Origin of the sequence: Pseudomonas sp. CFBP 13602, from assembly GCF_014842725.1 — a bacterium.
Taxonomy (GTDB): domain Bacteria; phylum Pseudomonadota; class Gammaproteobacteria; order Pseudomonadales; family Pseudomonadaceae; genus Aquipseudomonas; species Aquipseudomonas baltica.
Genome location: NZ_JACYVT010000008.1, coordinates 13,272 through 36,270 on the forward strand (window position 1 = coordinate 13,272; position 22,999 = coordinate 36,270).

General features: G+C 62.3%; 23 protein-coding genes and 1 tRNA gene. 3 read left to right on the plus strand and 21 right to left on the minus strand.

Translation table 11 applies throughout. From position 1 onward, the window contains the following. Positions 1–109: 109 nt before the first annotated feature. On the plus strand, positions 110–4,402 hold the full coding sequence (locus tag IFU31_RS17045; RefSeq protein ID WP_192103902.1) for a DEAD/DEAH box helicase: 4,293 nt from the start codon (positions 110–112) through the stop codon (positions 4,400–4,402). Positions 4,403–4,653: 251 nt separating this feature from the next. Beyond that, positions 4,654–5,829, plus strand: a complete 1,176-nt coding sequence (locus tag IFU31_RS17050; protein WP_192053725.1) for an OpgC family protein — start codon at positions 4,654–4,656, stop codon at positions 5,827–5,829. Here IFU31_RS17050 and nadA read toward each other — a convergent pair whose 3' ends face one another. The 19 genes from nadA to IFU31_RS17145 all read right to left on the minus strand — a co-directional run bounded on the left by nadA (position 5,830) and on the right by IFU31_RS17145 (position 20,855). Further along, positions 5,830–6,888: a quinolinate synthase NadA gene (gene nadA, locus IFU31_RS17055; protein WP_192103904.1), complete on the minus strand. Its 1,059-nt coding sequence runs from the start codon at positions 6,886–6,888 to the stop codon at positions 5,830–5,832. Between the two features lie 217 nt (positions 6,889–7,105). Beyond that, positions 7,106–7,181, minus strand: a tRNA-Lys gene (locus IFU31_RS17060). Positions 7,182–7,241: 60 nt separating this feature from the next. Then, complete coding sequence (gene queC, locus IFU31_RS17065) at positions 7,242–7,928, minus strand: 7-cyano-7-deazaguanine synthase QueC (RefSeq protein WP_122479305.1); 687 nt, start codon at positions 7,926–7,928, stop codon at positions 7,242–7,244. Position 7,929: 1 nt separating this feature from the next. Further along, entirely contained in the window at positions 7,930–8,577 is a 648-nt protein-coding gene (gene queE / locus IFU31_RS17070) for a 7-carboxy-7-deazaguanine synthase QueE (protein ID WP_122479306.1), read from the minus strand. Between the two features lie 162 nt (positions 8,578–8,739). Then, the gene (gene ybgF, locus IFU31_RS17075) at positions 8,740–9,576 is read right to left on the minus strand and encodes a tol-pal system protein YbgF (protein ID WP_192103906.1); all 837 of its coding nucleotides are present in this window, start codon (positions 9,574–9,576) and stop codon (positions 8,740–8,742) included. 6 nt (positions 9,577–9,582) lie between these two features. Next, complete coding sequence (pal, locus tag IFU31_RS17080; RefSeq protein ID WP_043187198.1) at positions 9,583–10,086, minus strand: peptidoglycan-associated lipoprotein Pal; 504 nt, start codon at positions 10,084–10,086, stop codon at positions 9,583–9,585. A gap of 52 nt (positions 10,087–10,138) precedes the next feature. Further along, entirely contained in the window at positions 10,139–11,443 is a 1,305-nt protein-coding gene (gene tolB, locus IFU31_RS17085; protein ID WP_122479308.1) for a Tol-Pal system beta propeller repeat protein TolB, read from the minus strand. Next, the gene (tolA, locus tag IFU31_RS17090; RefSeq protein WP_446730837.1) at positions 11,440–12,537 is read right to left on the minus strand and encodes a cell envelope integrity protein TolA; all 1,098 of its coding nucleotides are present in this window, start codon (positions 12,535–12,537) and stop codon (positions 11,440–11,442) included. The genes tolB and tolA overlap by 4 nt, the downstream gene beginning before the upstream one ends. Next, positions 12,537–12,992, minus strand: a complete 456-nt coding sequence (gene tolR, locus IFU31_RS17095; protein ID WP_122479310.1) for a protein TolR — start codon at positions 12,990–12,992, stop codon at positions 12,537–12,539. The genes tolA and tolR overlap by 1 nt, the downstream gene beginning before the upstream one ends. A gap of 14 nt (positions 12,993–13,006) precedes the next feature. Beyond that, on the minus strand, positions 13,007–13,702 hold the full coding sequence (gene tolQ / locus IFU31_RS17100) for a protein TolQ (protein ID WP_122479311.1): 696 nt from the start codon (positions 13,700–13,702) through the stop codon (positions 13,007–13,009). 2 nt (positions 13,703–13,704) lie between these two features. Continuing rightward, positions 13,705–14,160, minus strand: coding sequence for a tol-pal system-associated acyl-CoA thioesterase (gene ybgC, locus IFU31_RS17105; RefSeq protein ID WP_192057584.1), 456 nt, complete (start codon positions 14,158–14,160; stop codon positions 13,705–13,707). A gap of 140 nt (positions 14,161–14,300) precedes the next feature. Next, positions 14,301–15,356, minus strand: coding sequence for a Holliday junction branch migration DNA helicase RuvB (gene ruvB / locus IFU31_RS17110; protein ID WP_122479313.1), 1,056 nt, complete (start codon positions 15,354–15,356; stop codon positions 14,301–14,303). After that, a complete protein-coding gene (gene ruvA, locus IFU31_RS17115; protein ID WP_122479314.1) occupies positions 15,357–15,965 on the minus strand; it encodes a Holliday junction branch migration protein RuvA in 609 nt (202 codons plus the stop codon). It abuts the gene before it with no gap. A gap of 117 nt (positions 15,966–16,082) precedes the next feature. Next, entirely contained in the window at positions 16,083–16,607 is a 525-nt protein-coding gene (gene ruvC, locus IFU31_RS17120; RefSeq protein WP_122479315.1) for a crossover junction endodeoxyribonuclease RuvC, read from the minus strand. A gap of 160 nt (positions 16,608–16,767) precedes the next feature. After that, positions 16,768–17,514: a YebC/PmpR family DNA-binding transcriptional regulator gene (locus IFU31_RS17125; protein WP_192103907.1), complete on the minus strand. Its 747-nt coding sequence runs from the start codon at positions 17,512–17,514 to the stop codon at positions 16,768–16,770. A 105-nt stretch (positions 17,515–17,619) separates the two neighbouring features. Then, positions 17,620–19,395: an aspartate--tRNA ligase gene (aspS, locus tag IFU31_RS17130; protein ID WP_122479317.1), complete on the minus strand. Its 1,776-nt coding sequence runs from the start codon at positions 19,393–19,395 to the stop codon at positions 17,620–17,622. 101 nt (positions 19,396–19,496) lie between these two features. Beyond that, a complete protein-coding gene (locus tag IFU31_RS17135; RefSeq protein ID WP_122479318.1) occupies positions 19,497–19,718 on the minus strand; it encodes an FmdB family zinc ribbon protein in 222 nt (73 codons plus the stop codon). Positions 19,719–19,778: 60 nt separating this feature from the next. Continuing rightward, entirely contained in the window at positions 19,779–20,066 is a 288-nt protein-coding gene (locus tag IFU31_RS17140; protein ID WP_122479717.1) for a ribbon-helix-helix domain-containing protein, read from the minus strand. A gap of 318 nt (positions 20,067–20,384) precedes the next feature. Then, positions 20,385–20,855 carry a Dps family protein gene (locus IFU31_RS17145; protein ID WP_090356750.1) on the minus strand — a complete coding sequence of 157 codons (471 nt, stop codon included), beginning with the start codon at positions 20,853–20,855 and terminating at the stop codon, positions 20,385–20,387. A gap of 314 nt (positions 20,856–21,169) precedes the next feature. Between IFU31_RS17145 and IFU31_RS21750 the strand changes: the two genes are divergently transcribed. Further along, positions 21,170–21,760, plus strand: coding sequence for a cold-shock protein (locus tag IFU31_RS21750; protein WP_049861522.1), 591 nt, complete (start codon positions 21,170–21,172; stop codon positions 21,758–21,760). Positions 21,761–21,823: 63 nt separating this feature from the next. Here IFU31_RS21750 and IFU31_RS17155 read toward each other — a convergent pair whose 3' ends face one another. Next, positions 21,824–22,030 (minus strand): SlyX family protein, encoded by a 207-nt coding sequence (locus IFU31_RS17155; protein ID WP_049861523.1) that lies wholly within the window; start codon positions 22,028–22,030, stop codon positions 21,824–21,826. After that, positions 22,027–22,458: an HIT domain-containing protein gene (locus IFU31_RS17160; RefSeq protein WP_192053959.1), complete on the minus strand. Its 432-nt coding sequence runs from the start codon at positions 22,456–22,458 to the stop codon at positions 22,027–22,029. Before IFU31_RS17160 ends, IFU31_RS17155 begins: the two co-directional genes overlap by 4 nt. Positions 22,459–22,999 lie beyond the last annotated feature (541 nt).

The following is a 22,999-nucleotide window of genomic DNA, read 5'->3' on the forward strand; positions in this document are numbered from 1 at the left end:
ACGGGCTTGATCGAGGGCGACGCGAGTCGCCCTTTTTTGTGGGTTGCGGCAATGCACCTGCGACCCCCTGCCGGTTGCAACTTCGCTGCGCGTTCCCCATCAATAGATCATGAACCTACCTGCACAGCACGATTCGGCACTGGCCAACTTCCATCCAGCAGTAAGCGCCTGGTTCCGCCGGCAATTTGCTGCCGTCACTCCCGCCCAGGCCCAGGCCTGGCCGTTGATCCAGCAGGGCCACTCGACCCTGATCGCCGCACCCACCGGCTCGGGCAAGACCCTGACGGCCTTCCTGGCCGTTCTCGACGAGTTGGTGCAGCTGGGCCTCGCGCAAGGAGGCGAGCTGCCGCGACGCACCCTGGTGCTGTACGTCTCACCGCTCAAGGCCTTGTCCAACGACATCCAGCTGAACCTGCAACGTCCACTGCAGGGTATTGCCGAGCAATTGGCCGGCATGGACCTGCCCGCGCTGACCCTCACCGCCGGGGTACGTACCGGCGATACGCCGCAGAAAGAGCGGGCCGCCATGCGCCGGCACCCTCCGCACATCCTGGTTACCACGCCCGAATCGCTCTATGTGCTGCTCGGATCCGACTCCGGCCGCCGCATGCTCGCGGATGTCGGCACGGTGATCGTCGATGAGATCCATGCAGTGGCCGGCAGCAAGCGCGGCAGCCATCTGGCCTTGAGCCTGGAGCGTCTGCAGGCACTGTGCAGCAAGCCGCTGCGACGTATCGGCCTGTCCGCCACGCAAAAGCCGATCGCTCAGGTGGCGCAGTTCCTGGTCGGTGCGCAGCGGATGTGTTCGATCGTCGACATCGGTCACGCCCGCCCCCGCGACCTGGCCATCGAAGTGCCCGCGGTGCCGCTGGCGGCGGTCATGCCCAATGACGTCTGGGAGTTGGTCTACAACCGCCTGGCCGAGCTTGCCCAGGCGCACCGGACCACCCTGGTGTTCGTCAATACCCGGCGCCTGGCCGAGCGTCTGGCGCGCCATCTGAGCGAGCGGCTCGGGCGCGAGCAAGTGGCGGCCCACCATGGCAGCCTGGCGAAGGAGCAGCGTCTGGATGCCGAACAACGGCTCAAGCGTGGCGACCTGCAGGTGCTGGTCGCCACGGCCTCGCTGGAGCTGGGCATCGACATCGGTGACGTGGACCTGGTCTGCCAGATCGGCTCGCCCGGCTCCATTTCAGCGTTTCTACAACGGGTGGGCCGTTCCGGCCACCACGTCGGCGGTATTCCCAAGGGCCGCCTGTTTGCAATTTCTCGGGATGACCTGATCGAATGCGTAGCGTTGCTGGACTGCGTGCGGCGCGGCGAACTGGACATCCTGCGCATTCCCCAGGCGCCGCTGGACGTACTGGCCCAGCAGATCATCGCCGAGGTCAGCTGCCAGGAATGGCCGGAGCAGGCGTTGCTGCAGATGTTCCGTCAGGCAACGCCCTATGCGGCCTTGGACGATACGCGCTATGAAGCGTTGCTGCGCATGTTGGCCGAAGGTTACAGCGGGCGTCAGGGCGTGCGCGCCGCCTATCTGCACCGTGATGCAGTCACCCAGAGCCTGCGCGGCCGGCGCGGCAGCAAGTTGACTGCGGTCACCAGCGGAGGCGCCATAGCCGACAACGCCGACTATGCGGTGCTGCTGGAGCCCCAGGCGTTGAGCATCGGCAGCGTCAACGAGGATTTTGCCGTGGAAAGCCTCGCTGGCGACATCTTCCAGCTGGGCAATCGCTCCTACCGCATCCTGCGCATCGAAGGCGGCAAGGTACGGGTCGAAGATGCCCACGGTCAGGCGCCGAACATCCCCTTCTGGCTCGGCGAAATACCCGGACGCAGCGCCGAGCTGTCAGCGGGCGTGGCGCGCCTGCAGGCCTCGATAGACCAACGCCTGGCGCTCAGTGACGGGCTACCCGAGCCCGTGCTGCCGTGGCTGCAGGACGCGCTCGACCTGGCCCAGGACAGCGCTGGGCAATTGCTCGATTATCTCTCCCGTACGCGCGAGGCGCTTGGCGCGCTGCCGTCCCAGGACACGCTGATCATGGAGCGTTTCTTCGATGCCTCGGGTGCCACGCAGCTGGTCATCCACACGCCATTCGGCAGCCGCATCAACCGGGCCTGGGGCCTGGCCTTGCGCAAGCGGTTCTGTCGCACGTTCAATTTCGAGCTGCAAGCGGCAGCCAGCGAAGATGCCATCGTGCTGTCGCTGTCGACCAGCCACAGCTTCGCCTTGGAGGACGTCTGGCACTACCTGCACAGCAACAGTGCCGAATCGATATTGACCCAGGCGCTGCTCGACGCTCCGCTGTTCGGCGTGCGCTGGCGCTGGAACGCCGCAACGGCCCTGGCCCTGCCCCGTTACAGTGGCGGACGCAAGGTGGCCCCGCAGCTCCAGCGAATGAAAAGCGAGGACCTGATCGCCACGGTATTCCCCGACCAGATCGCCTGCCTGGAGAACATCGTCGGCGAACGGGAGATTCCCGACCACCCGCTGGTCGCGCAAACCCTCGACGACTGCCTGCACGACGCCATGGACAGCGAGGGCTGGCTGGCCCTGCTGCGGCGCATCGAAACCGGTCAGATCAGCCTCATCCAGCGTGATCTGCCCCGCCCTTCGCCACTGGCGGCAGCGATCCTCAATGCCAGGCCGTATGCGTTTCTCGACGACGCTCCGCTGGAAGAGCGACGTACCCAGGCGGTGCTCAACCGGCGCTGGGAGGAACCGCGCACAGCGGACGACATGGGCGAACTAGACAAGGATGCCATCGCGGCAGTGGCCGCCGAAGCATGGCCCTCCCCTGTCAGCAATGACGAGATGCACGAGGCGTTGATGAGCCTGGGCGCATTGGCCGAACGCGAGGTTGGGGCCAGCGAGCTACCCCTGTTGAAGGCCCTGGCCGGTACAGGTCGCGCGGCACGCCTGACCCTGGGCGACGGCAGCCACCTGTGGCTGGCCCTGGAACGGGTGGCCTGCCTGCAGGCCATCTATGGGGGTATCGAGCTGTCGCCAGCATTGCGGATGCCCGCGCACTTGGCGCAGACGTGGACGAAGCAGGAAGCGACAGTGGAACTGATCCGCGCCCGCTTGAGCGGGTTCGGCCCGCAGCGGCTGGGTGAAATCGGCGCCCCGCTGAACCTGCATCCCGCGCTCGTCGAACAAGCCCTGCTTGTGTTGGAAAACCAGGGCTACGTCATGCGTGGCCGGTTTATCGCACACATCGAGGAAACCCAGTGGTGCGAACGGCACCTGCTGGCGCGCATCCACCGCTACACGGTGAAGCGTCTGCGCCGCGAGATCGAACCGGTCAGCCTGCAAGTGTTCATGCGCTTCCTCCTCGACTGGCAGTGCCTCGCGCCCGGTACGCGCCTGCAAGGCGAAGCGGCAATGAGCCGCTTGCTCGACCAGCTCGAAGGCTACAGCGCGCCGGCCAGCGCCTGGGAAAACGACCTGCTGCCGGCTCGACTGCGCGGATACGATCCGTCGTGGCTGGACCGCGCCAGCCGCAGCGGCAAAACGGTTTGGGCGCGGCTGGCCAGCAGTGGCAAGGGTGCGACCCTGCGCAACACGCCGATCGTGCTGCTGCCGCGCGCGCGCCTGCCTTTGTGGCGCAGCCTGGCTGCGGCAGTGCAGCCGCAGGAACTGTCCATGCGTGCGCAGAAGCTGGAGCAGACCCTGGCCGCGCAAGGCGCCATGTTTTTCGACGACTTGGTCCACCAGACACGCCTGCTGCGCACCGAAGCCGAGAACGCCCTGCAGGAGCTGGTCGCCGCGGGTCGCGTGAATGCCGACAGTTTCGCCGGCCTGCGCGCGCTGATCACCCCGGCCGGCAAACGCCAGGTGCGCAGCAGTCGCCGCGGTCGTGGCGCGTTCATCGGTGGCATGGACGATGCCGGCCGCTGGGCTCTGCTGCAGGCGCCCGGTTGCGCGCCCGATGAAGCCGTGGAACAGGTCGCGCTGGTGCTGCTGCGCCGCTACGGCGTGGTGTTCTGGCGTCTGCTGCAACGCGAAGCCGACTGGCTGCCCAGCTGGCGCGACCTGTTGCGCGCGCTGCAGCGCCTGGAGGCACGTGGGCAGATCCGCGGGGGGCGTTTCATCGATGGTTTGTCCGGTGAGCAGTTCGCACTGCCCGAGGCTATCCCAGCCCTGCGCGAGGTGCGCAAGCGACCGGTCGATGGCACCCTGGTGTCGATCACGGCCAGCGACCCGTTGAACCTGGTCGGTACCCTGCTGCCACTGCCCGGAGCCGACCCACTGCAGATCCAGAAAAGTGTGCCGGCGCTGCCGGGCAACCGCGTGCTGTACCGCGACGGGCTGCCCGTGGCGGCGTTGATCGCAGGCAAACCGGTGTACTGGAGCGAAGAAACCACGGAAGTGCGCCGGCAACTGATCCACCCATCCCTGTAGCAGCGGCGCAAGCCGGGTCATGGGTGCGCACGGTGAGCCTGAAAGCGGTGAGGCCGGACACAGCTTGCGCCGCGACCACAAGGGCTGCGTCAACTCAGCCTTGTGACATTCCGTAATAGCCAAACTTTTGCAATTCGTTGCGAAACCGGCCAACCTCCGCGCCGCTGATCGATAATGGCCGCCGATACGGAACCGTAATGCCCGGTGCCCAATCCCTACTACATCCTTCCTATTCGCAAGAGCCTGTCGCCATGACTAACGATCGAGACCATCGGATCGATTTCTATCGAGGTTTGGCGTTGATCTTCATTTTCTGGGATCACATACCGCAAAACCCACTGGCCAGCTTCACGCTGCGCAACTTCGGCTTCAGCGATGCGGCGGAGGTGTTCGTGTTTCTCGCCGGCTACGCAGCCGTGCTGGCCTACGGCAAGATCGCCCTGCGAGACGGCTACCTTGTCGCCACGGTGCGCATACTGCGCCGCGCCTGGGTGTTGTACGTGGTGCACATCTTCCTCCTGGCGGTGCTGATGGGCATCATTTTCGTTGCCAACAATCACGTCGAAACGCGCGACATGATCCAGGAAATGAACCTCACCTATTTCGTCTCCAACCCGCAACAGGCCATGGTCGACGAACTGCTGCTGCGCTTCAAACCCAACCTGATGGACCCTTTGCCGCTGTACATCGTGTTGCTGCTCGGCCTGCCGATCGTCCTGCCACTGCTGATCAAGCGGCCAGCGCAGGCCATCGGCTTGTCGCTGGTGTTGTACCTGGCAGTGCAATGGCTGGGCTGGAACATCCCGGCGCACGACAACGGCCTGTGGTATTTCAACCCCTTGGCCTGGCAAGTGCTGTTCGTACTGGGTGGCGCCACGGCGCTGCATGCGGCACGCGCGCCAGTCGCGGTGGCACGCCCGTTGGGCCGCCAGCCGCTGTTTCTCGCGTGCGCCACACTGGTGACATTCAGCGCGCTGGTCGCCCTGGGCTGGCGCTGGCCGGTGCTGCACGAGGCGCTGGTGCCCGGCTGGTTTGGCGAACTGCTCTACCCCATCGACAAGACCAACCTGTCGCCGTCACGCCTTTTGCATTTCGTGGCCCTGGCCTACTGCGTGGCCAAGCTGATACCTCAAGGCGAGTGGGTGAATAACCTGCTGGCACGCAAAGTCGCGCTGATGGGACGTTATTCGCTCGAGGTCTTCTGCCTCAGCGTGGTCCTGGCACCGCTGGCCGACATGGCCAATGCCCTGGCCGACGACCAACTCGCGATGCAGATCGCAAGTGCGCTGGTGGGCGCGGGCCTGATGCTGGCCCTGGCCGAATGGCTGGAACTGAACAAACGACTGGGCCGTCCGCGGCCAGAGTTGCCGAAGCTTGAGCTGGCGAAGTCCGAACGGCCTGTGGTAGCGCTGGGCAAAAGCCTCTGATCAGGCGTTACCGGCCAGTTTCAGGCGCGCGGCCTGGGTGAAGTCCAGCATGCGCTTGAGCGGCCGGATGGCCTGGGGAATCAGCGCCGCGTCCACGGTGATTTCGTTGCTGCCCGCGCGCAGGCATTCCAGCGTGCGCTGCAGGGTGTTCATGGCCATCCACGGGCAATGCGCACAACTGCGACAGGCGGCACCGTTGCCGGCCGTAGGGGCCTCGATCAAGGCTTTGCCGGGAACTGCCTGCTGCATCTTGTAGAAGATACCGCGGTCGGTGGCCACGATCAGGGTCTGCTGCGGCAAGGTGCGCGCAGCGGCAATCAACTGACTGGTCGAACCCACGGCGTCCGCCAGCGCGATCACTTCGGCCGGCGACTCGGGATGCACCAGAATCGCGGCGTCGGGGTACAGCGCACGCATGTCGGCCAACTGCCGCGCCTTGAACTCCTCGTGAACGATGCAGGCACCGTCCCACATCAACATGTCCGCGCCAGTGTGGGTCTGGATATAGTTGCCCAGGTGCTTGTCGGGCGCCCAGATGATCTTCTCGCCGTTGTCCATCAGGCTTTCGACGATCTCCAGCGCGCAACTCGAGGTCACGACCCAATCGGCACGGGCTTTCACGGCGGCCGAGGTATTGGCATAGACCACCACGGTGCGTTCGGGGTGCTGGTCGCAGAATGCCGAGAACGCATCCACCGGACAACCCAGGTCCAGCGAACAGGTCGCCTCCAGGGTGGGCATCAGCACCCGCTTTTCCGGATTGAGAATCTTTGCCGTTTCACCCATGAACCTGACGCCTGCCACCACCACCGTCCGCGCCGGGTGCTGATTGCCAAAGCGCGCCATTTCCAGCGAATCGGAAACACAGCCACCGGTTTCCTCTGCCAATGCCTGGATCACGGGATCGCAGTAGTAATGGGCAACCAGCACCGCGTCCTGAGCCTTCAGCTCGGCGGCGATGGCGGCACGGTAGTCAGCCTCCTGTTCCGGTGTCAGTGGCCGGGGCTGCTTGGCATCCAGGTGAGCCTGGACCAGAAGGCGTTCGGATATCTGCGTCATGGGGCAAGACCTGCGGGCGCTGATGCGCGAAAGTCGAGTATAGGCCGGGCCGGCGACGGCCTGGGAGTATATGCCCTGGCTTTCGTGAGGTTTTTGAGGGCTGGCGCAGGCTACAGAGAAACAAGCCGTTAGCAAAGCCTTATAGACGTGGCAGGCACCAGCGCCGAATCACGGGCATAAAAAAACCCGCAGCCTTTGCAAGCTGCGGGTTTCGAAATGGTGGGTCGTGTGGGATTCGAACCTACGACCAATTGGTTAAAAGCCAACTGCTCTACCAACTGAGCTAACGACCCGTTTCGTGGGGCGTATAATACCGAATTCTTTTGGTAATTCAACACCCTACAGAAAATAAATCAAAAATAGCGTGTCGGATCGCTCACACCTGCCGCAGCGAAGCCCTCGGCACGCAGGCGGCAGCTGTCACACTTGCCACAGGCTTGACCCTGATCATCGGCCTGGTAGCACGACACTGTCAGGCCATAGTCCACACCTAGCGCCACGCCTGCCTTGACGATGTCAGCCTTGCTCATGTTCTGCAGCGGTGCCTGTATGGTGAAGCCATTGCCTTGCACTCCCGCCTTGGTGGCTAGGTTGGCCAGGCGCTCGAAAGCCTCGATGAACTCGGGTCGACAATCCGGATAGCCCGAATAGTCCACCGCATTGACGCCAATGAAGATGTCGCGCGCTTCGAGCACCTCGGCCCAACCCAGCGCCAGAGACAGAAACACCGTGTTGCGTGCTGGAACGTAGGTGACCGGGATGCCCTCACCCAAGGTTTCCGGGACGTCGATCGAGGTGTCGGTCAGTGCCGAGCCGCCCATGCCATCCAGGTCGAGCCCGATGACCTTGTGCTGTATCACGCCCAGGTCCCGCGCCACACGTGCCGCGGCATCGAGCTCGGCCCGATGGCGCTGGCCATAGTCGAAGCTCATGGTATAGCAGGCATAGCCCTGGGCCTTGGCCATCGCCACGACAGTGGCGGAATCCAGGCCGCCGGAAAGCAGAATGACTGCCTTTTTCTCGTGTTGGGTATGGTTCATCTCAGCGCCCCGGCTCGTCGTTCCAAAGAAGTTTGTGCAGCTGCATCTGCAGGCGCACCGGCAGGTTGTCGGCCACGATCCAGTCGGCCAGATCGGTAGCGCGCAGTTGATCCTTGCTCGGCGAGAACAGCACTTCGCCGGCACGACCGTCCAGCCCGTACTGAATCAGCTTGGACACGGCCCAGTCATAGTCTTCGCGCGAGCACAGGACGAACTTGACCTGGTCGTTGCGGGTCAGCAGCTCGATGTTCTCGTAACGGTTGCGATGGACTTCGAGAGAACCCGGTGTCTTCAAGTCGAGCACGCGACTGACGCGGGTGTCGACCGCGCTGATGTCGAGTGCGCCGCTGGTTTCCACGGAAACTTCATAGCCGGCATCGCAAAGCCGCTGCATCAACGGGATGGCATTGGGCTGAGCCAACGGCTCGCCTCCGGTGACGCACACATAACGGGGCTTGTAGCTGGCCACCTGCTCCATGAGCGAGTCGAGCGTGCGCTGGGTTCCCCCACTGAACGCGTAGGCGCTGTCGCAATATTGGCAGCGCAAGGGGCAACCGGTCAGGCGTACGAAAACCGTGGGCAAGCCGGCGGTCCGCGTCTCACCCTGCAACGAGTAGAAGACTTCGGTAATACGTAGTGTGTCTTGCATAGGGTCCACGGGCGTGACAGCGAAACAGGCTGACCGCCTCCGTTGGGCACTTCAGGCGGCCCGCGATCGCGCGGCCCCAGGAAGCGTGTTCATAAAATGGCGGCAAATTCTAACGAAAAAACCCGCGACAGGCGCGGGTTTCTTCGAATCACACGGCAAGCTTCACAATCTTTGCAGGTCTTTCTGCGCCAACTGTGCAGCGGACGTACCCGGATATTGGGTGACTACCTGCTGCAGAATGCCCTTGACCCGGTCGGTGTGGCCCAGGCGGCGCTCGACGTCGGCCAGCTTGTAGAGCGAATCCGGCACCTTGTTGTGCTTGGGATAGAGCTGGCTGACCTTGGCGAAAGCCTGGCCTGCGCCCTGCAGGTCACCCTTGGCAAGGTTGACCTCGCCCAGCCAGTATTGGGCATTGCCCGCATACTGGCTGTTCGGGTATTTGCGCAGGAACGCGGCGAAGGCCTGGCTGGCCTTGTCGAAATCCTTGGCCTTGATCAGGTCGAAGGCTGCATCGTAATACAGCTTCTCCTTGGCCGGATCGCCAGGCTCGGCACCTGCGGACGACTGGCCGGCAGCCGATGAAGCACCAGCGCCGCTAGACGCGCCGCTGGCTGAAGAATTATCCGGTTGAGGACTGGGCGCAGGTGCAACCCCCGAGCCAATCCGACGATCGAGTTCCTGATACCGCTCGAGCCCTTCCTGTTTCAGGCGCTGGATATCGTTCTGCTGGACTTCGACCTGACCTCGCAGACGTGCGATGTCTTCCTGCATTTGCTGCAGTTGCATGAACAGCTCGCCCTGAGCCGAGACAGGCGCTTGCGCGACTGTCCCGGCCGAGGCGCCGTTCGTACCGTAACCTGAGGGCGGATAGCTGCCACCAACGGCGCCACTGTTACCGTAGCCTCCATTGTTGTTGCTATCGACCACAGGCACCGCGCCCCAAGCCATCACAGGCAGGGCGAAAGCCAGAACAGTTACAGCACGACGGCACGTTCGCATGACGAATTACTTACGCAGTTCGACGCGACGGTTCTGAGCCCACGACTGCTCGTCGTTGCCAGTAGCCACTGGACGCTCTTCACCGTAGGAAACCAGTTCCAGCTGGGCTGGCGAAACGCCTTGCAGTACCAGGTAACGCTGAACGGCCTTGGCACGACGCTCGCCCAGTGCCAGGTTGTACTCGCGAGTACCGCGCTCGTCGGTGTTACCTTCCAGGACGACGCGAGCGCCGTTGGCTTTCAGGTCCTTGGCGTGAACGTCCAGAGCGCGCATGGCTTCTGGCTTCAGGTCCGAGCTGTCGTATTCGAAGTAGAACGTGGTGATAGCGCGCAGAGCAGCTTCTTCGCTCAGGGAACCGTCAACGGCACCGGTGTTTGCGCCGTAACCAGCGTTAGGGTCGACAGCAGCGCCGCCTTGACCAGCATCTTCGCCGCCTTTGGACGAGCAACCTACAGCTACGGACAAGGCCAGGGCCAGCGCAGCGAACTTACCAAACTTCAGCATTTCCATCGTGAAACTCCTAATGAACCCCAATGTGTTAAGTACAACGTATTACGCCGCGTCAGTTCAGGTAAGGGGACCAGGACGGTTCTCTGACTTCGCCTTGAGCGGTAGGAAGCGGGAGCCTCACGCGGCCGTTTAGCGACACGAGCATCAAGACTCCCCGGCCCTGCTGGCGGGTGGCGTAGATTACCATGGTGCCGTTGGGCGCAACAGTAGGCGACTCATCAAGAGTTGAATCTGTGAGGATCTTTACGCTTCCGCGCTCCAGGTCCTGCGCCGCCACCTTGAAATTGGTGAAACCATCTTGCCGATGGATCATTACAAGGGTCTTTTCGTCAGCCGAAAGTTTCGGGTTGGCATTGTAGTTGCCCACGAACGTCACACGCTCGGCATTGGCGCCACCGGATGTGCTGGTCTTGTAGATCTGTGGCTTGCCGCCACGGTCCGACGTGAAGTACAGGGTCGAACCGTCCTTACCCCAGAAGGGTTCGGTATCGATGGCCGGGCTGTTGGTCACGCGGGTCAGCGCGCGCGAGGCCAGGTTCATCACGTAGATCTCCGGGTTGCCGTCCTTGGACAGCACCAGCGCCAGGCGATTGCCGTCCGGCGAGAACGCCGGTGCACCGTTTAGGCCTTCGAAGTTGGTCAACTGCTCGCGGCGACCGGTGTCGACGTTCTGCAGGAAGATCCGCGGACGACGCTGTTCGAACGATACATAGGCAATGTTGCGGCCGTTGGGCGAGTAGCGTGGCGACAGGATCGGCTCGCGCGACTGCAACAGGGTCACCGCACGTGCGCCGTCGTAGTCCGAACGCTGCAGGGTGTAACGGGTGGCATTGGTGCCGGCCCGTTCGGCGGTCACGTAGAGCATGCGCGTGGAGAACGCACCCTTGATCCCGGTCAGCTTCTCGAACGACTGATCGGAGATGAAGTGGGCCATGTCACGCAGCTGGTCGGTAGTGCCCGAGACGCTGCCGGTCAATACCTGTTGCTGGGTGTTGACGTTCAGCAGCGCGTATTGCACCTGCAAGCGGCCGCCGGCCGGCGTGATGCTGCCGACCATGACGTACTGGGCACCCAGCGCCTGCCAGTCGCGGTAGATGACTTCGCTGGCCTGGGAAGGCTGGCTGATCATGTTCTGCGGTGGAATGGGTGCGTAGTAGCCCGAGTTGCGCAGGTCGTTGCCGACGATCTCGGCAATGTTGTCAGGCAACACACTGCCGCCCTGGAAACCGAACGGCACGACGGCAATCGGCGTGGCACGGTCGGCACCGCTGGTGACCAGAATGTTCTTTTCGTCCGCAGAGGCCATGCCGGCTGCGCAGCAAAGGACGACGAGCAGTCCTCGAAGAAGGGTAATCACAAGGCAAGATCCTCAGGTGTAAATGTCATCTTGAAGGAACGATAGGGGTTGAAGTCAGCTGGTTTCAAACCCTGCATTTCCGTTAAACGGCCAATGTTCTTGACCGCAGCAACCGCCGAACTGTCGAAGGGACCATCGCCACTGGAGCGTGAGACGCTGACATTGGTGACGGTGCCATCGGGCAACATGTTGATCTGCAATACCACGGTCATGTTCTTGCGTGCCGAAGGCGGACGCGCCCACCCTTCGGCTGCTCGCGAGCGGATCAGATCGTCGAAGTTGCCCGCGACCTCATCACCCTGCTCGTCGGCGAGCGCCTGCTGGCGTTCAGGCTTGTCGGAAAGTAGATCGGCCAATGCCTGCGCCTTCTTGTCCTCCGCTGCCTTGCGAGCTGCGTCCTGAGCCTTCTTCTTCGCAGCATCGGCCGCAGCCTTCTTCTTCGCGTCCTCGGCGGCCTTCTTCTTCGCTTCCTCGGCCGCAGTGGCCTTCTTGGCGTCGTCTTCGGCTTTCTTCTTCGCGTCTTCGGCGGCCTTTTTCTTGGCGTCCTCGGCAGCCTTCTTCTTCGCGTCCTCGGCTGCCTCCTTCTTCGCCTCTTCCTGCTCGGCCTTCTTCTTGGCGATATCGGCCAGCTCGCTCTTCTTGGCTTCGGCCGCTTTTTCAGCGGCTTCGGCCTTGGCAGCCTCAGCCTTGGCCGCTGCTGCAGAGGCGGCTTCCGCCTTGGCCGCAGCATCGGACTTCTTGGCTTCGTCGGCCTTCTTCGCCGCTTCGGCCTTTTGAGCGGTTTCCTCTTTCTTTTGTTCCGCGGCCTTGATGGCTTCCTGCTCCAGCTTCTTGGTCTCCATCTGCTCGACTTCGGTCTGCCGCGCAGCCGACTTCTTCGCCTCGCCCGCCAGTTTCTGGTTGGTCTGGGTGGTGGCCTGGCTCTTGGACTTGAGCTGATAGAGCGTAGCCTGCACGATGGGTCGCGCTTCAGGCAGTTCGGGCGTCATGGCGAAACTGACGAACAGCATCCCGAAGATCAGCACGTGCAGGGCTACCGCCCAGACCGTGGGCCAGAAGAAGCTTTCCGAGGCTGAATGCTCTCGCTTTCGCATCAGGGGGCCTCGGTAATCAAGCCAACGTTACCGACACCTGCCTGCTGCAAACCACCCATGGCGCCCATGACAGCCCCGTAATCCACGGTCTTGTCACCGCGAATGAAGACCTGGGTCTTCTTGCCGCTGGCATTGCCCTGGTTGATGATCGCGGTGGCGGCCTGGGTCATCTGCGCCAGCGTCATGGCCTTGTCCTGCTGCTTTTCAGTGTCTACTTCCTTGCCGACGTTCCAGTAGTAGGTCTTGTCGGCCTTGATGGAAATGGTGAGCACCTGAGTGTTGTTGTCCTGCGGCAACGCTTCGCTGGAAACCTTGGGCAGATCGACCTTCACACCTTGGTTGATCATCGGAGCGGTGACCATGAAGATGACCAGCAGTACCAACATCACGTCGATGTAGGGCACCACGTTCATCTCGGCGACCGGCTTGCGTTTTGGGCGACGACCTCGAGTCATTGGGTTATCCCTGCTCACTCTTCGCTGGTGTGCACTTTACGGTGCAGGATGGCCTGGAACTCGTCAGCGAACGTGTAGTAGCGGTTGATCAGGGTTTCGCTGCGAGCAGCGAAACGGTTGTAGGCGATGACCGCCGGAATCGCTGCGAACAGACCGATGGCCGTGGCAATCAGTGCTTCGGCAATACCTGGCGCAACGGTAGCCAGAGTCGCCTGCTGCGCCGAGGCCAGGCCGCGGAACGAGTTCATGATGCCCCATACGGTACCGAACAGACCCACGTAGGGGCTGGTGGAACCGACGGTTGCCAGGAATGGCAGACCCTGTTCGAGCTTCTCTTCCTCACGGGAAATCGCCACGCGCATGGCACGGCCCACGCCTTCCATCACGGCATCGGGATCGACGCCCTGCTGCTGGCGCAGGCGGGAAAACTCCTTGAAGCCAGCACGGAAAATCTGCTCGACACCCGAATCAGGGTCGGGATTGCTGCCAGCCTGACGGTACAGCTTGGACAGGTCGATGCCCGACCAGAAGCGTTCCTCGAAGCTGTCCAGGGCACGACGACCGGCGCGCAGCATCGAACTGCGCTGAAAGATCATGACCCACGAGGTGACCGAGGCGGCCACCAGAATAAGCATTACCAACTGCACCACGACACTGGCATTGCTGACCAAACTCCACATGGAGGTATGGTCGACGACGTTAGCTTCCACGCTTAATCTCCTGCACTGGATTGTTTGCCCAGGCCGCCTGCGTCGGCAAAGGCCGTACGCAAGGCTGGGGGAATGGCCCGGGGTCTGAAGTTATCGGCGCGCACACAGGCCACCATGAACTGCCCTTCGCAGAGCAGCGTTGTATCTTTCACACGCCATACCTGCTGTTTGAAACGCAGGCTGGCGCGATTCAATTCGGTTATTTCGGCGGTCACCGCGAGCTCGTCGTCCAACCGCGCCGGCGCATGGTAGCGCGCCTCTGCCGAATGCACGACGAACAGCAGGTTCTCACCTGCCAGCTGCGACTGGACGAAACCCAGCGCACGCAAGCGCTCGGTACGAGCCCGCTCCATGAATTTGAGGTAGTTGACGTAATAGACGACGCCGCCGGCGTCGGTGTCTTCGTAATAGACCCGACACTGATGGGCGAACGCCTGAACCCCGTTTTGCGCGCGCATACTCTAGTGCTTACTCCTCAGGTTGCCAATCCGCCCGGGCAACTGTTTTTTCGTCGCGTGTGCAGGCAAGGGCCATGCAAAAGCCGTGTCAGCCCCTAGGACCACGGAAAGCCGAATTAGGTCGCTGTGCGAGGGGCCTTTCATGCGTCGATTTCTTCGGACATGGCATCGCTGCCCGGCATGTCGCCCAGCCGGTTGGGAATGTTCAGACCGAAATGCAGGTAGGCGTGGCGCGTCACGACCCGGCCGCGCGGGGTGCGCATGATGTAGCCCTGCTGAATGAGGTAAGGCTCCAGGACGTCCTCGATGGTGTGGCGCTCTTCGCTGATGGCTGCGGCGAGGCTGTCGACACCCACCGGCCCACCGTCGAACTTCTCGATCATGGTCAGCAGCAGCCGGCGATCCTGGTGGTCGAAGCCGCGCTCGTCGACGTCGAGCATGTTCAGCGCCAGGTCGGCGATGGGCTTGGTGATGTGCCCCTTGCCACGCACCTGAGCGAAGTCGCGCACGCGGCGCAGCAGGCGATTGGCGATTCGCGGCGTACCGCGGGCGCGGCGGGCGATCTCGAAGGCGCCTTCGTCCTCGATCTCCAGGTTGAGGATGTTACCCGATCGACTGACGATGGTTGCAAGGTCCGCGGTGCTGTAGAACTCCAGGCGCTGGACGATACCGAAGCGGTCACGCAGCGGATTGGTCAGCATGCCCGCCCTGGTGGTGGCCCCGACCAGGGTGAACGGCGGCAGATCGAGCTTGATGGAACGTGCCGCGGGACCCTCGCCAATCATGATGTCGAGCTGGAAGTCCTCCATGGCCGGATACAGGACTTCCTCGACGATGGGCGACAGCCGGTGGATCTCGTCGATGAACAGCACATCGTGGGGTTCCAGGTTGGTAAGCAGGGCAGCCAGGTCGCCCGGCCGTTCCAGTACCGGCCCCGACGTGCTCTTGATCGACACGCCCATTTCCTGGGCAATGATATTGGCCAGGGTCGTCTTGCCCAACCCGGGCGGGCCGAAGATCAAGGTGTGATCCAGGGATTCACTGCGCCCGCGCGCGGCCTGGATGAACAGCTCCATCTGCTCGCGCACGGTGGGCTGGCCAATGTAGTCAGCCAGGCTGAGCGGGCGGATGGCCCGATCCTGTACTTCTTCCCGATCGCGGCCGGTGGCGGCGATCAGACGGTCGGCTTCGATCACTTAGATCATTCCCTTCAACGAGCGGCGGATCAATTCTTCGCTGCTCAGCCCCTTGGCGTCGATGGCCGCCACGGCGCGACTGGCCTCCTGGGGCTTGTAGCCCAGGGAGATGAGCGCACTGACGGCATCGGCTTCGGCGCTGTTGACCGGCGCCGGCCCCTGCGGCCCGCTGGGCACCAGCTCGAACATGCTCGGCGTGGTCTGCCAGGCCTTGAAGCGATCCTTTAGTTCGACCAGAAGCCGCTCGGCGGTCTTCTTGCCCACGCCAGGTATCTTCACCAGCGCCGAGGTGTCCTGAGCCTGCACGCAGCGCACGAGTTCGTCGACGTCCAACCCCGACATCAGCGCCAGTGCCAGCTTGGGGCCGACGCCGTTCAAGCGGATCAGCTCACGGAACAGCTCGCGCTCGCGCTTTTCATAGAAGCCATAGAGTAACTGAGCGTCTTCACGCACAACCAGGTGGGTGTGCAGGGTCACGCTTTCGCCGACCGGCGGCAGCCGATAGAGCGTGGTCATCGGCACTTCGAGCTCATAGCCCAGCCCGTTGACGTCGAGAATCAGGTGCGGCGGCTGCTTTTCAGCCAAGGTACCGCGCAGGCGTCCAATCACGTATGAATCCTTTGTCGGAAGGCGCAGTCACGCCCTGTTCATGCGGGCCAGTTCAAGGGCCATCATTACAGGACTGAGGTGAGCTGCAAGCAAAAAAGTTTGAAACGATGTAAGCCGCTACAGGCGCAGGCGCCCACCGCGACTGCGGGCGGCGCTCAGGCCGTGGGGCATGAGACTGGACCGGGTATGCGCGTGGGTGAGTGCGATGGCCAGGGCATCGGAGGCATCGATCTGGGGTTTCTGGGTCAGTTTGAGCAGGTGCATGACCATCATCTGTACCTGCTCCTTGTTGGCGGCACCGGTGCCGACGATGGCCTGCTTGACCTGGGTGGCACTGTACTCGGCGATCTCCAGCCCCTCCTCCGCCGCTGCGACGATGGCAGCGCCGCGCGCCTGACCCAGCTTCAGGGCCGAATCTGCGTTGCGCGCCATGAACACCCGCTCGATGCCCATGGTCACCGGACCGTAGGTCTGGATCACCTCACGCACCCCACGAAAAACGATTTGCAGACGATCATGCAGCAGTCCGCCGCCGGTACGAATACAGCCCGAAGCCACGTATTCGCAACCGCGTCCGGTTTCACGCACGACGCCAAACCCGGTGATGCGCGAGCCTGGGTCGATTCCAAGAATTAAAGTCATAAAGCCTGCAGTAGTGAGGAACACGGCTGACGCCTTCGCGGGTAGAACCCGCTCCCACATGGGTGTGCATAGCATGTGGGAGCGCCGCGGGCGGCGAGCCATCTACCGGCCAAGAGGCCGGCACTGGTAAAGCATGGCTTAGATGAAACACACGGGCCGATCAGCCAAGCTGCTCCATCACGGCGTCGGATATCTCGGCGTTGGAATAGACGTTTTGCACATCATCCAGATCTTCGAGCATGTCGATCAGCTTCAGCACCTTCTCGGCACCTTCCGCATCGAGTTCGGCACCGGTTGTCGGCGCCATGACGATCTCCGCTTCATCGGCATTGAAACCGGCCGCCTGCAGCGCATTGCCCACCGAGTAGAAGCTGGCGAACGAGGTGAACACGTCCATCGAGCCGTCGCCATGGGTGACGATGTCGTCGGCATCGGCTTCCATGGCCGCCTCCATCAACGCATCCTCGTCCACGCCCGGGGCGAAGGACAACTGCCCCTTGCGCTCGAATAGATACGCCACCGAACCATCGGTACCCAGATTGCCCCCGCATTTGCTGAACGCATGACGCACGGCGGCAGCGGTGCGATTGCGGTTGTCGGTCATGCATTCGACCAGTACGGCGACGCCACCGGGACCGTAGCCCTCGTAGCTCAGCTCGACCACGTCGTCGCTGCCGGCTGCCCCGGTGCCCCGCGCAATCGCGCGATCGATGATGTCGCGACTCATGTTGGCGCTCAGAGCCTTGTCCAGCGCCAGGCGCAGACGCGGATTGGAACCTGGCTCGCCGCCGCCCTGGCGGGCAGCGACGGTCAGCTCACGAATCCACTTGGTGAAGATCTTGCCCCTCTTGGCATCCTGGCGCTCTTTGCGGTGCTTGATGTTCGCCCACTTGGAATGACCAGCCATAACGCAACTCCAGTTTCTGTGTGTTACCCATACGAACCCTGCCCCTGGCAAGGTTTTTCCACCGCCCAACGCAAGGGCGCATCCGAAGATGCGCCCTGTCAGCAGTTACTCGGCCTTGGGCTGTTCGCGCAGGCGAATGTGCAGTTCACGCAGCGCCTTGGCATCGACCACGCCAGGCGCCTGGGTCATGACGTCGGCGGCGCTCTGGGTTTTCGGGAAGGCGATGACTTCACGGATCGACTGCGCACCGGTCATCAGCATGACCAGACGGTCCAGGCCGAAGGCCAGGCCACCATGGGGTGGTGCACCGTATTTCAGCGCGTCGAGCAGGAAGCCGAACTTCTCTTCCTGTTCCGCAGCTTCGATACCGAGCAGGCGGAACACGGCCTGCTGCATGTCCTTGCGGTGGATACGGATGGAACCGCCGCCCAGCTCGGTACCGTTGAGTACCATGTCATAGGCGCGCGACAGGGCAGTGGCCGGGTTGGCCTCCAGCTCTGCAGGCGTGCACTTGGGCGCGGTGAACGGATGGTGCAGCGCACTGAAGCTGCCGTCGTCGTTCTCTTCGAACATCGGGAAGTCGACGACCCACATCGGCGCCCACTCGCAGGTCAGCAGGTCGAGATCGTTGCCCAGCTTGATGCGCAGTGCACCCAGTGCCTCGCTGACGATCTTGGCCTTGTCGGCACCGAAGAACACGATGTCGCCATCGACCGCGCCAACGCGATCCAGGATCACATCGAGGTTGGCTTCCGGGATGTTCTTGACGATCGGCGACTGCAGGCCCTCGACGCCCTTGGCGCGCTCGTTGACCTTGATGTAGGCCAGGCCCTTGGCGCCGTAGATGCCGACGAACTTGGTGTAATCGTCGATCTGCTTGCGCGGCATGCTCGCCCCGCCTGGAACGCGCAGTGCGGCAACGCGGCACTTGGCGTCGTTGGCCGGACCGCTGAAGACCTTGAACTCGACGTCCTTGAGCTGATCGGCGACGTCGACCAGTTCCATCGGGTTGCGCAGGTCGGGCTTGTCCGAGCCGTAGCGGCGCATGGCTTCTTCGAAGGTCATGTGCGGGAAATCGCCGAACTCGACGTCGAGCACTTCCTTGAACAGCTTGCGCACCATGGTTTCGGTGATGCCGATGATTTCGCTCTCGTCGAGGAAACTTGTCTCGATGTCGATCTGAGTGAACTCGGGCTGACGATCGGCACGCAGGTCTTCATCGCGGAAGCACTTGGCGATCTGGTAGTAACGGTCGAAACCGGCCACCATCAGCAACTGCTTGAACAGCTGGGGCGACTGCGGCAGGGCGAAGAAGCTGCCGGGGTGGGTACGGCTGGGCACCAGGTAGTCACGTGCGCCTTCGGGGGTGGCACGGGTCAGGATCGGCGTTTCGACGTCGAGGAAACCGTTTTCGTCGAGGTAGCGGCGAATGCTAGTGGTGATGCGCGAGCGCAGGCGCAGCTTCTCGGCCATTTCGGGACGACGCAGGTCGATGAAGCGATAGCGCAGGCGCGTTTCCTCACCCACGTCGGAGTACTCGTTGAGCGGAAACGGCGGGGTTTCCGCTTCGTTCAGCACTTCGAGCTCGTAGCCCAGCACTTCGATGGCGCCAGACGCCATGTTCGGATTGACTGCGCCGGCGGGCCGCGCACGGACCTTGCCGGTGACCTTGACCACGTACTCGCTGCGCACGCGATCGGCGGCGGCGAAGCTGTCGGCGCGATCGGGGTCGAAGACCACCTGGGCCATGCCTTCACGATCCCGAATGTCGAGGAAGATCACCCCGCCATGGTCGCGACGGCGATGGACCCAGCCGCACAGGGTGATTTCCTGACCTTCCAGGGTCTCGTTCAGTTGGCCGCAATAGTGGCTGCGCATCATAGTAGTGGTTTCACTTCTCGTAATTCATGATTCGATGACGGCGTGTAGCTGGACACGCGGCACCCTGGACATAGTGCAGGAGCAGGCCGGGGCCGGGCAATTCACTCGGCCTTGTCGCCGCCTGCCAGATTCTTCTTGTTGCCGGTCTTGAAATCGGTCTCGTACCAGCCGGTGCCGCTGAGGCGGAAGCCCGGCATGGAAAGCACCTTTTTCAGTTGTGGCGCCTGGCAGGCAGGGCAATCGGTCAAAGGCTCGGCGCTGATCTTTTGAATGACTTCCATCTGATGACCGCAGGAAGCACATTGATAGTCGTACATCGGCATGGGTAGTGTCTCGGCAACCAAATGACCGCGGCGCAAGCGGCGCCAGGGCGAAACGCGGGATTATATCCGGTTAATCGACGCTGCGCAGCCGTCCAAGGTAACAGACGACGTTCGATCACGTCCCATCAAGTAGGTGACACAGACTACCCGCACCAGTCCGCTGAAATTCTTGACGCCGCCATGGCGCAGGTGCACTTCGCGGTCGACGTAGGAAAGCAGCGCGTTCACCGTGCATTCATTGGCCAGGGCGATGCGCTCGAGAATCTCCCAGTAGATCCGTTCCAGGCGCAGGCAGGTGGCGAAACCGTTCAAGCGAACCGAACGCGAGACAGGCCTGGCCAGGCCCATGTCGAAGTTGTCCGAGTAGGGATCGACGGCAAGCTTGCTCGATCGATCGAGCTGGCGCGCCCGGGTGACGATGATGTTCCGTTCCATGGATCAGTGCTTCCTTGATGATCGCCCCTCCAACCCTGGAGGTGTGCTGACGGATCTATGGAAGCGTATCGGCGAACGATGACGACAGGGGAATACGGAAGTGCATACGTACGAAGAGCGGCGTCGTTGGGTAGGAGCGAACCCCCCGTACCCAGGCCGGTGGCAAGCAGGAAAAGCTGGATCGACACGGCGGGCGCAGCAGTGCAAAAGACGCCGCCGTGTCGCCAGGGATCAGCCTTCGAGCAGCGAACGCAGCATCCAGGCAGTCTTCTCGTGCACCTGCATGCGCTGGGTCAGCAGGTCGGCCGTCGGCTCGTCGCTGACCTTGTCCAGCAGCGGGAAGATACCGCGGGCCGTGCGGGTGACGGCTTCCTGGCCTTCGACCAGTTGCTTGATCATGTCCTGGGCCGAGGGCACCCCTTCCTCTTCCTTGATCGAAGACAGGCGGGCATAGACCGAATAGGCGCCAGGCGCGGGAAAACCGAGGGCACGGATACGCTCGGCGATGGAGTCCACGGCCAGCGCCAGTTCGGTGTACTGCTCTTCGAACATCAGGTGCAGGGTACGGAAAGCCGGGCCGGTCACGTTCCAGTGGAAATTGTGCGTCTTGAGGTACAGGACGTAGGTGTCGGAAAGCAGACGGGACAGGCCGTCCACGATCGATTTGCGATCTTCTTCGCTGATGCCGATATCGATTGCCATGTGATGTCCTTGATGACGATGAATGTATACCACCACGGGTGGATGCCCACTTTACCAAGACCCATCGACCCACGCAGCTCCGGCCTCGGGCAAGTTGCGCAGGCTATCCGCCCGACGGCGTCGGGCGCCGCTCTGGCCGATTTGAGAAGGATCGGGCTTTGCTGTTAAATAGACCGCGTGCCGCCGGGGCGATTCATCAAGCCGTGGCGCATAGGCTGATCCCTGCAGATGCTCGGCAATTATTGTCACCCCAACGCTGTGCTTGTTGCGGTATCAGCTCTTCCTGATGCCTGATCTTAGAGTGAGCCAATCAAATGTTGAAAATCGTCCACCTCCTGACGGGCGCAGCGGCCGTGCTGCTGTCGTTCATACCAAGCCTGCGGGCCGATGTAGCGCCTTACCTGCAACAACCCGACGCAATCTACCTGGCGCTGTTCGGTCTGCTCAACCTGCTTTTGGCTCCAGTGATACCGCGCTGGAACAAAGGGCCACGTCATCTGTTGCAAAATCTGGTCAGTGTGCTGCTGGTTGCCTCGGTGATCACCCAGACCCTGACGTTGCTGGTGCCGCTGCCGGCCATCGGCATCCTGCCGGGCCTGTTGTGCGCACTGCTCGCGTGCCTGGCGCACCTGTCGATCAGCTTCTACCGCGCGTCACCGGCACCCAGCGCCGTGCAGTACGACATGACCAACCGCGATACCGGTACGGTGAAGTGGTTCAACACGTCGAAGGGCTTCGGCTTCATTTCCCGCGATTCCGGCGACGACATCTTCGTGCATTTTCGTGCCATTCGTGGCGAAGGCCATCGCGTGCTGGTCGAAGGCCAACGGGTCGAGTTCTCGGTCATGAACCGTGACAAGGGTCTGCAGGCCGAAGACGTGATTGCGGCATCGCCACGTCGCTGACTCCAATGCAGCAATAAAAAAACGCGGGCATTGCCCGCGTTTTTCATTGCCGAAAAAAAGATTTCAGTAATGCGGCGGCGGCGCCTCCTGGGTAGCCGTTTCGAACTGGCCGACCATTTCCTCCTGACGCTTGAGCAGCGCGGCCAGCTGCATCTGCAGGCGCTCGATCGCCCGCTGTTGCAGGATCAGTTCGTCGCTGAGCGAAGACAGGGTGTCATCCTGAAAAGCCAGACGTGTCTCCAGCTCCATCACGCGATCTTCCAGACTCATGCCCTGCCCTCCGTGAAAACGAAATCGGTGCCCAGCACGCCTGCCAGCCTTTGGCGAACCGCCACCAATTGCTCGGCAGTGTAAGGCATGGACGGCAGCTTGCCCCACACGGGCGCAGGCCAGGCCGCGTCGGCCCGGTAGCGAACGATCACGTGCATATGCAACTGACTCACGACATTGCCCAGGGTCGCGATGTTGATCTTGTCGGCGCCATAGTGCTGGTGAAGCAACTTGGCCAATGCATTGGTTTCGCTCCACAGCACTTCACGGTCTGCGTCATCGAGTTCGAACACCTCGGTGATCTCCGGGCGTCGCGGCACCAGGATGAACCAGGGATACCTGGCGTCATTACTGAGCAGCAGGCGACAAAGTGCGAAGTCACCGATGACATGAGCGTCTCCGGCAAGTCGGGCATCCAGGCTGAACACGGGCGTTCTCCACAGGAAGGAATGGGGGATCGAGGCATGGCCGCGAATCATCGAATGCCAAGGATAGCGTGCCTGATCGGTTTTTTCCGAACCCACCGGCATCAACTCGACATGCCTGCAACCGGCGCATCTCGCACCGAGTCGTAAGGGAAGCACGGTTTTGGTGCCTTCCGCCCCAGGATCGCCCGCGGCATCAGGGCTTGCCGAACCGCCTTTCGCTGCAGTTCACGCGCTTTATGCAGTACCGCGCGTAACTGCCTGACAAGCGGTCCTTCTTTACGTGGGCACAGCGTTGCCAATTCCTGTCGGTGGTCTAGCCTTGCCATTCAGGACGTCACCTTTCGCACCAAAAAGGTCCACCAGGGAAGGTCTCGGTGCATCAAGGCCTCGCAATCTACCCACTCTTGTCACCCTGCGGTAACGTTTGCGCCGCGAAACAGGATTCACTCGCACAGCGGTATTCGTTGCCGAGGAAAGCAGGAATGGCCCGATGCGCCGGTTTTACGCGGGCTTGGCCGAACCACTGGAAGAAAAGTGAAAA

Excerpts from the sequence above, each read along its gene's own strand:
- IFU31_RS17045 (WP_192103902.1), top strand. The coding sequence starts at position 110 with ATGAACCTACCTGCACAGCACGATTCGGCACTGGCCAACTTCCATCCA.
- IFU31_RS17050 (WP_192053725.1), top strand. The coding sequence starts at position 4,654 with ATGACTAACGATCGAGACCATCGGATCGATTTCTATCGAGGTTTGGCG.
- nadA (WP_192103904.1), bottom strand. The coding sequence starts at position 6,888 with ATGACGCAGATATCCGAACGCCTTCTGGTCCAGGCTCACCTGGATGCC.
- queC (WP_122479305.1), bottom strand. The coding sequence starts at position 7,928 with ATGAACCATACCCAACACGAGAAAAAGGCAGTCATTCTGCTTTCCGGC.
- queE (WP_122479306.1), bottom strand. The coding sequence starts at position 8,577 with ATGCAAGACACACTACGTATTACCGAAGTCTTCTACTCGTTGCAGGGT.
- ybgF (WP_192103906.1), bottom strand. The coding sequence starts at position 9,576 with ATGCGAACGTGCCGTCGTGCTGTAACTGTTCTGGCTTTCGCCCTGCCT.
- pal (WP_043187198.1), bottom strand. The coding sequence starts at position 10,086 with ATGGAAATGCTGAAGTTTGGTAAGTTCGCTGCGCTGGCCCTGGCCTTG.
- tolA (WP_446730837.1), bottom strand. The coding sequence starts at position 12,537 with ATGCGAAAGCGAGAGCATTCAGCCTCGGAAAGCTTCTTCTGGCCCACG.
- tolR (WP_122479310.1), bottom strand. The coding sequence starts at position 12,992 with ATGACTCGAGGTCGTCGCCCAAAACGCAAGCCGGTCGCCGAGATGAAC.
- ybgC (WP_192057584.1), bottom strand. The coding sequence starts at position 14,160 with ATGCGCGCGCAAAACGGGGTTCAGGCGTTCGCCCATCAGTGTCGGGTC.
- ruvC (WP_122479315.1), bottom strand. The coding sequence starts at position 16,607 with ATGACTTTAATTCTTGGAATCGACCCAGGCTCGCGCATCACCGGGTTT.
- IFU31_RS17125 (WP_192103907.1), bottom strand. The coding sequence starts at position 17,514 with ATGGCTGGTCATTCCAAGTGGGCGAACATCAAGCACCGCAAAGAGCGC.
- aspS (WP_122479317.1), bottom strand. The coding sequence starts at position 19,395 with ATGATGCGCAGCCACTATTGCGGCCAACTGAACGAGACCCTGGAAGGT.
- IFU31_RS17135 (WP_122479318.1), bottom strand. The coding sequence starts at position 19,718 with ATGCCGATGTACGACTATCAATGTGCTTCCTGCGGTCATCAGATGGAA.
- IFU31_RS17140 (WP_122479717.1), bottom strand. The coding sequence starts at position 20,066 with ATGGGCCTGGCCAGGCCTGTCTCGCGTTCGGTTCGCTTGAACGGTTTC.
- IFU31_RS17145 (WP_090356750.1), bottom strand. The coding sequence starts at position 20,855 with ATGGCAATCGATATCGGCATCAGCGAAGAAGATCGCAAATCGATCGTG.
- IFU31_RS21750 (WP_049861522.1), top strand. The coding sequence starts at position 21,170 with ATGTTGAAAATCGTCCACCTCCTGACGGGCGCAGCGGCCGTGCTGCTG.
- IFU31_RS17155 (WP_049861523.1), bottom strand. The coding sequence starts at position 22,030 with ATGAGTCTGGAAGATCGCGTGATGGAGCTGGAGACACGTCTGGCTTTT.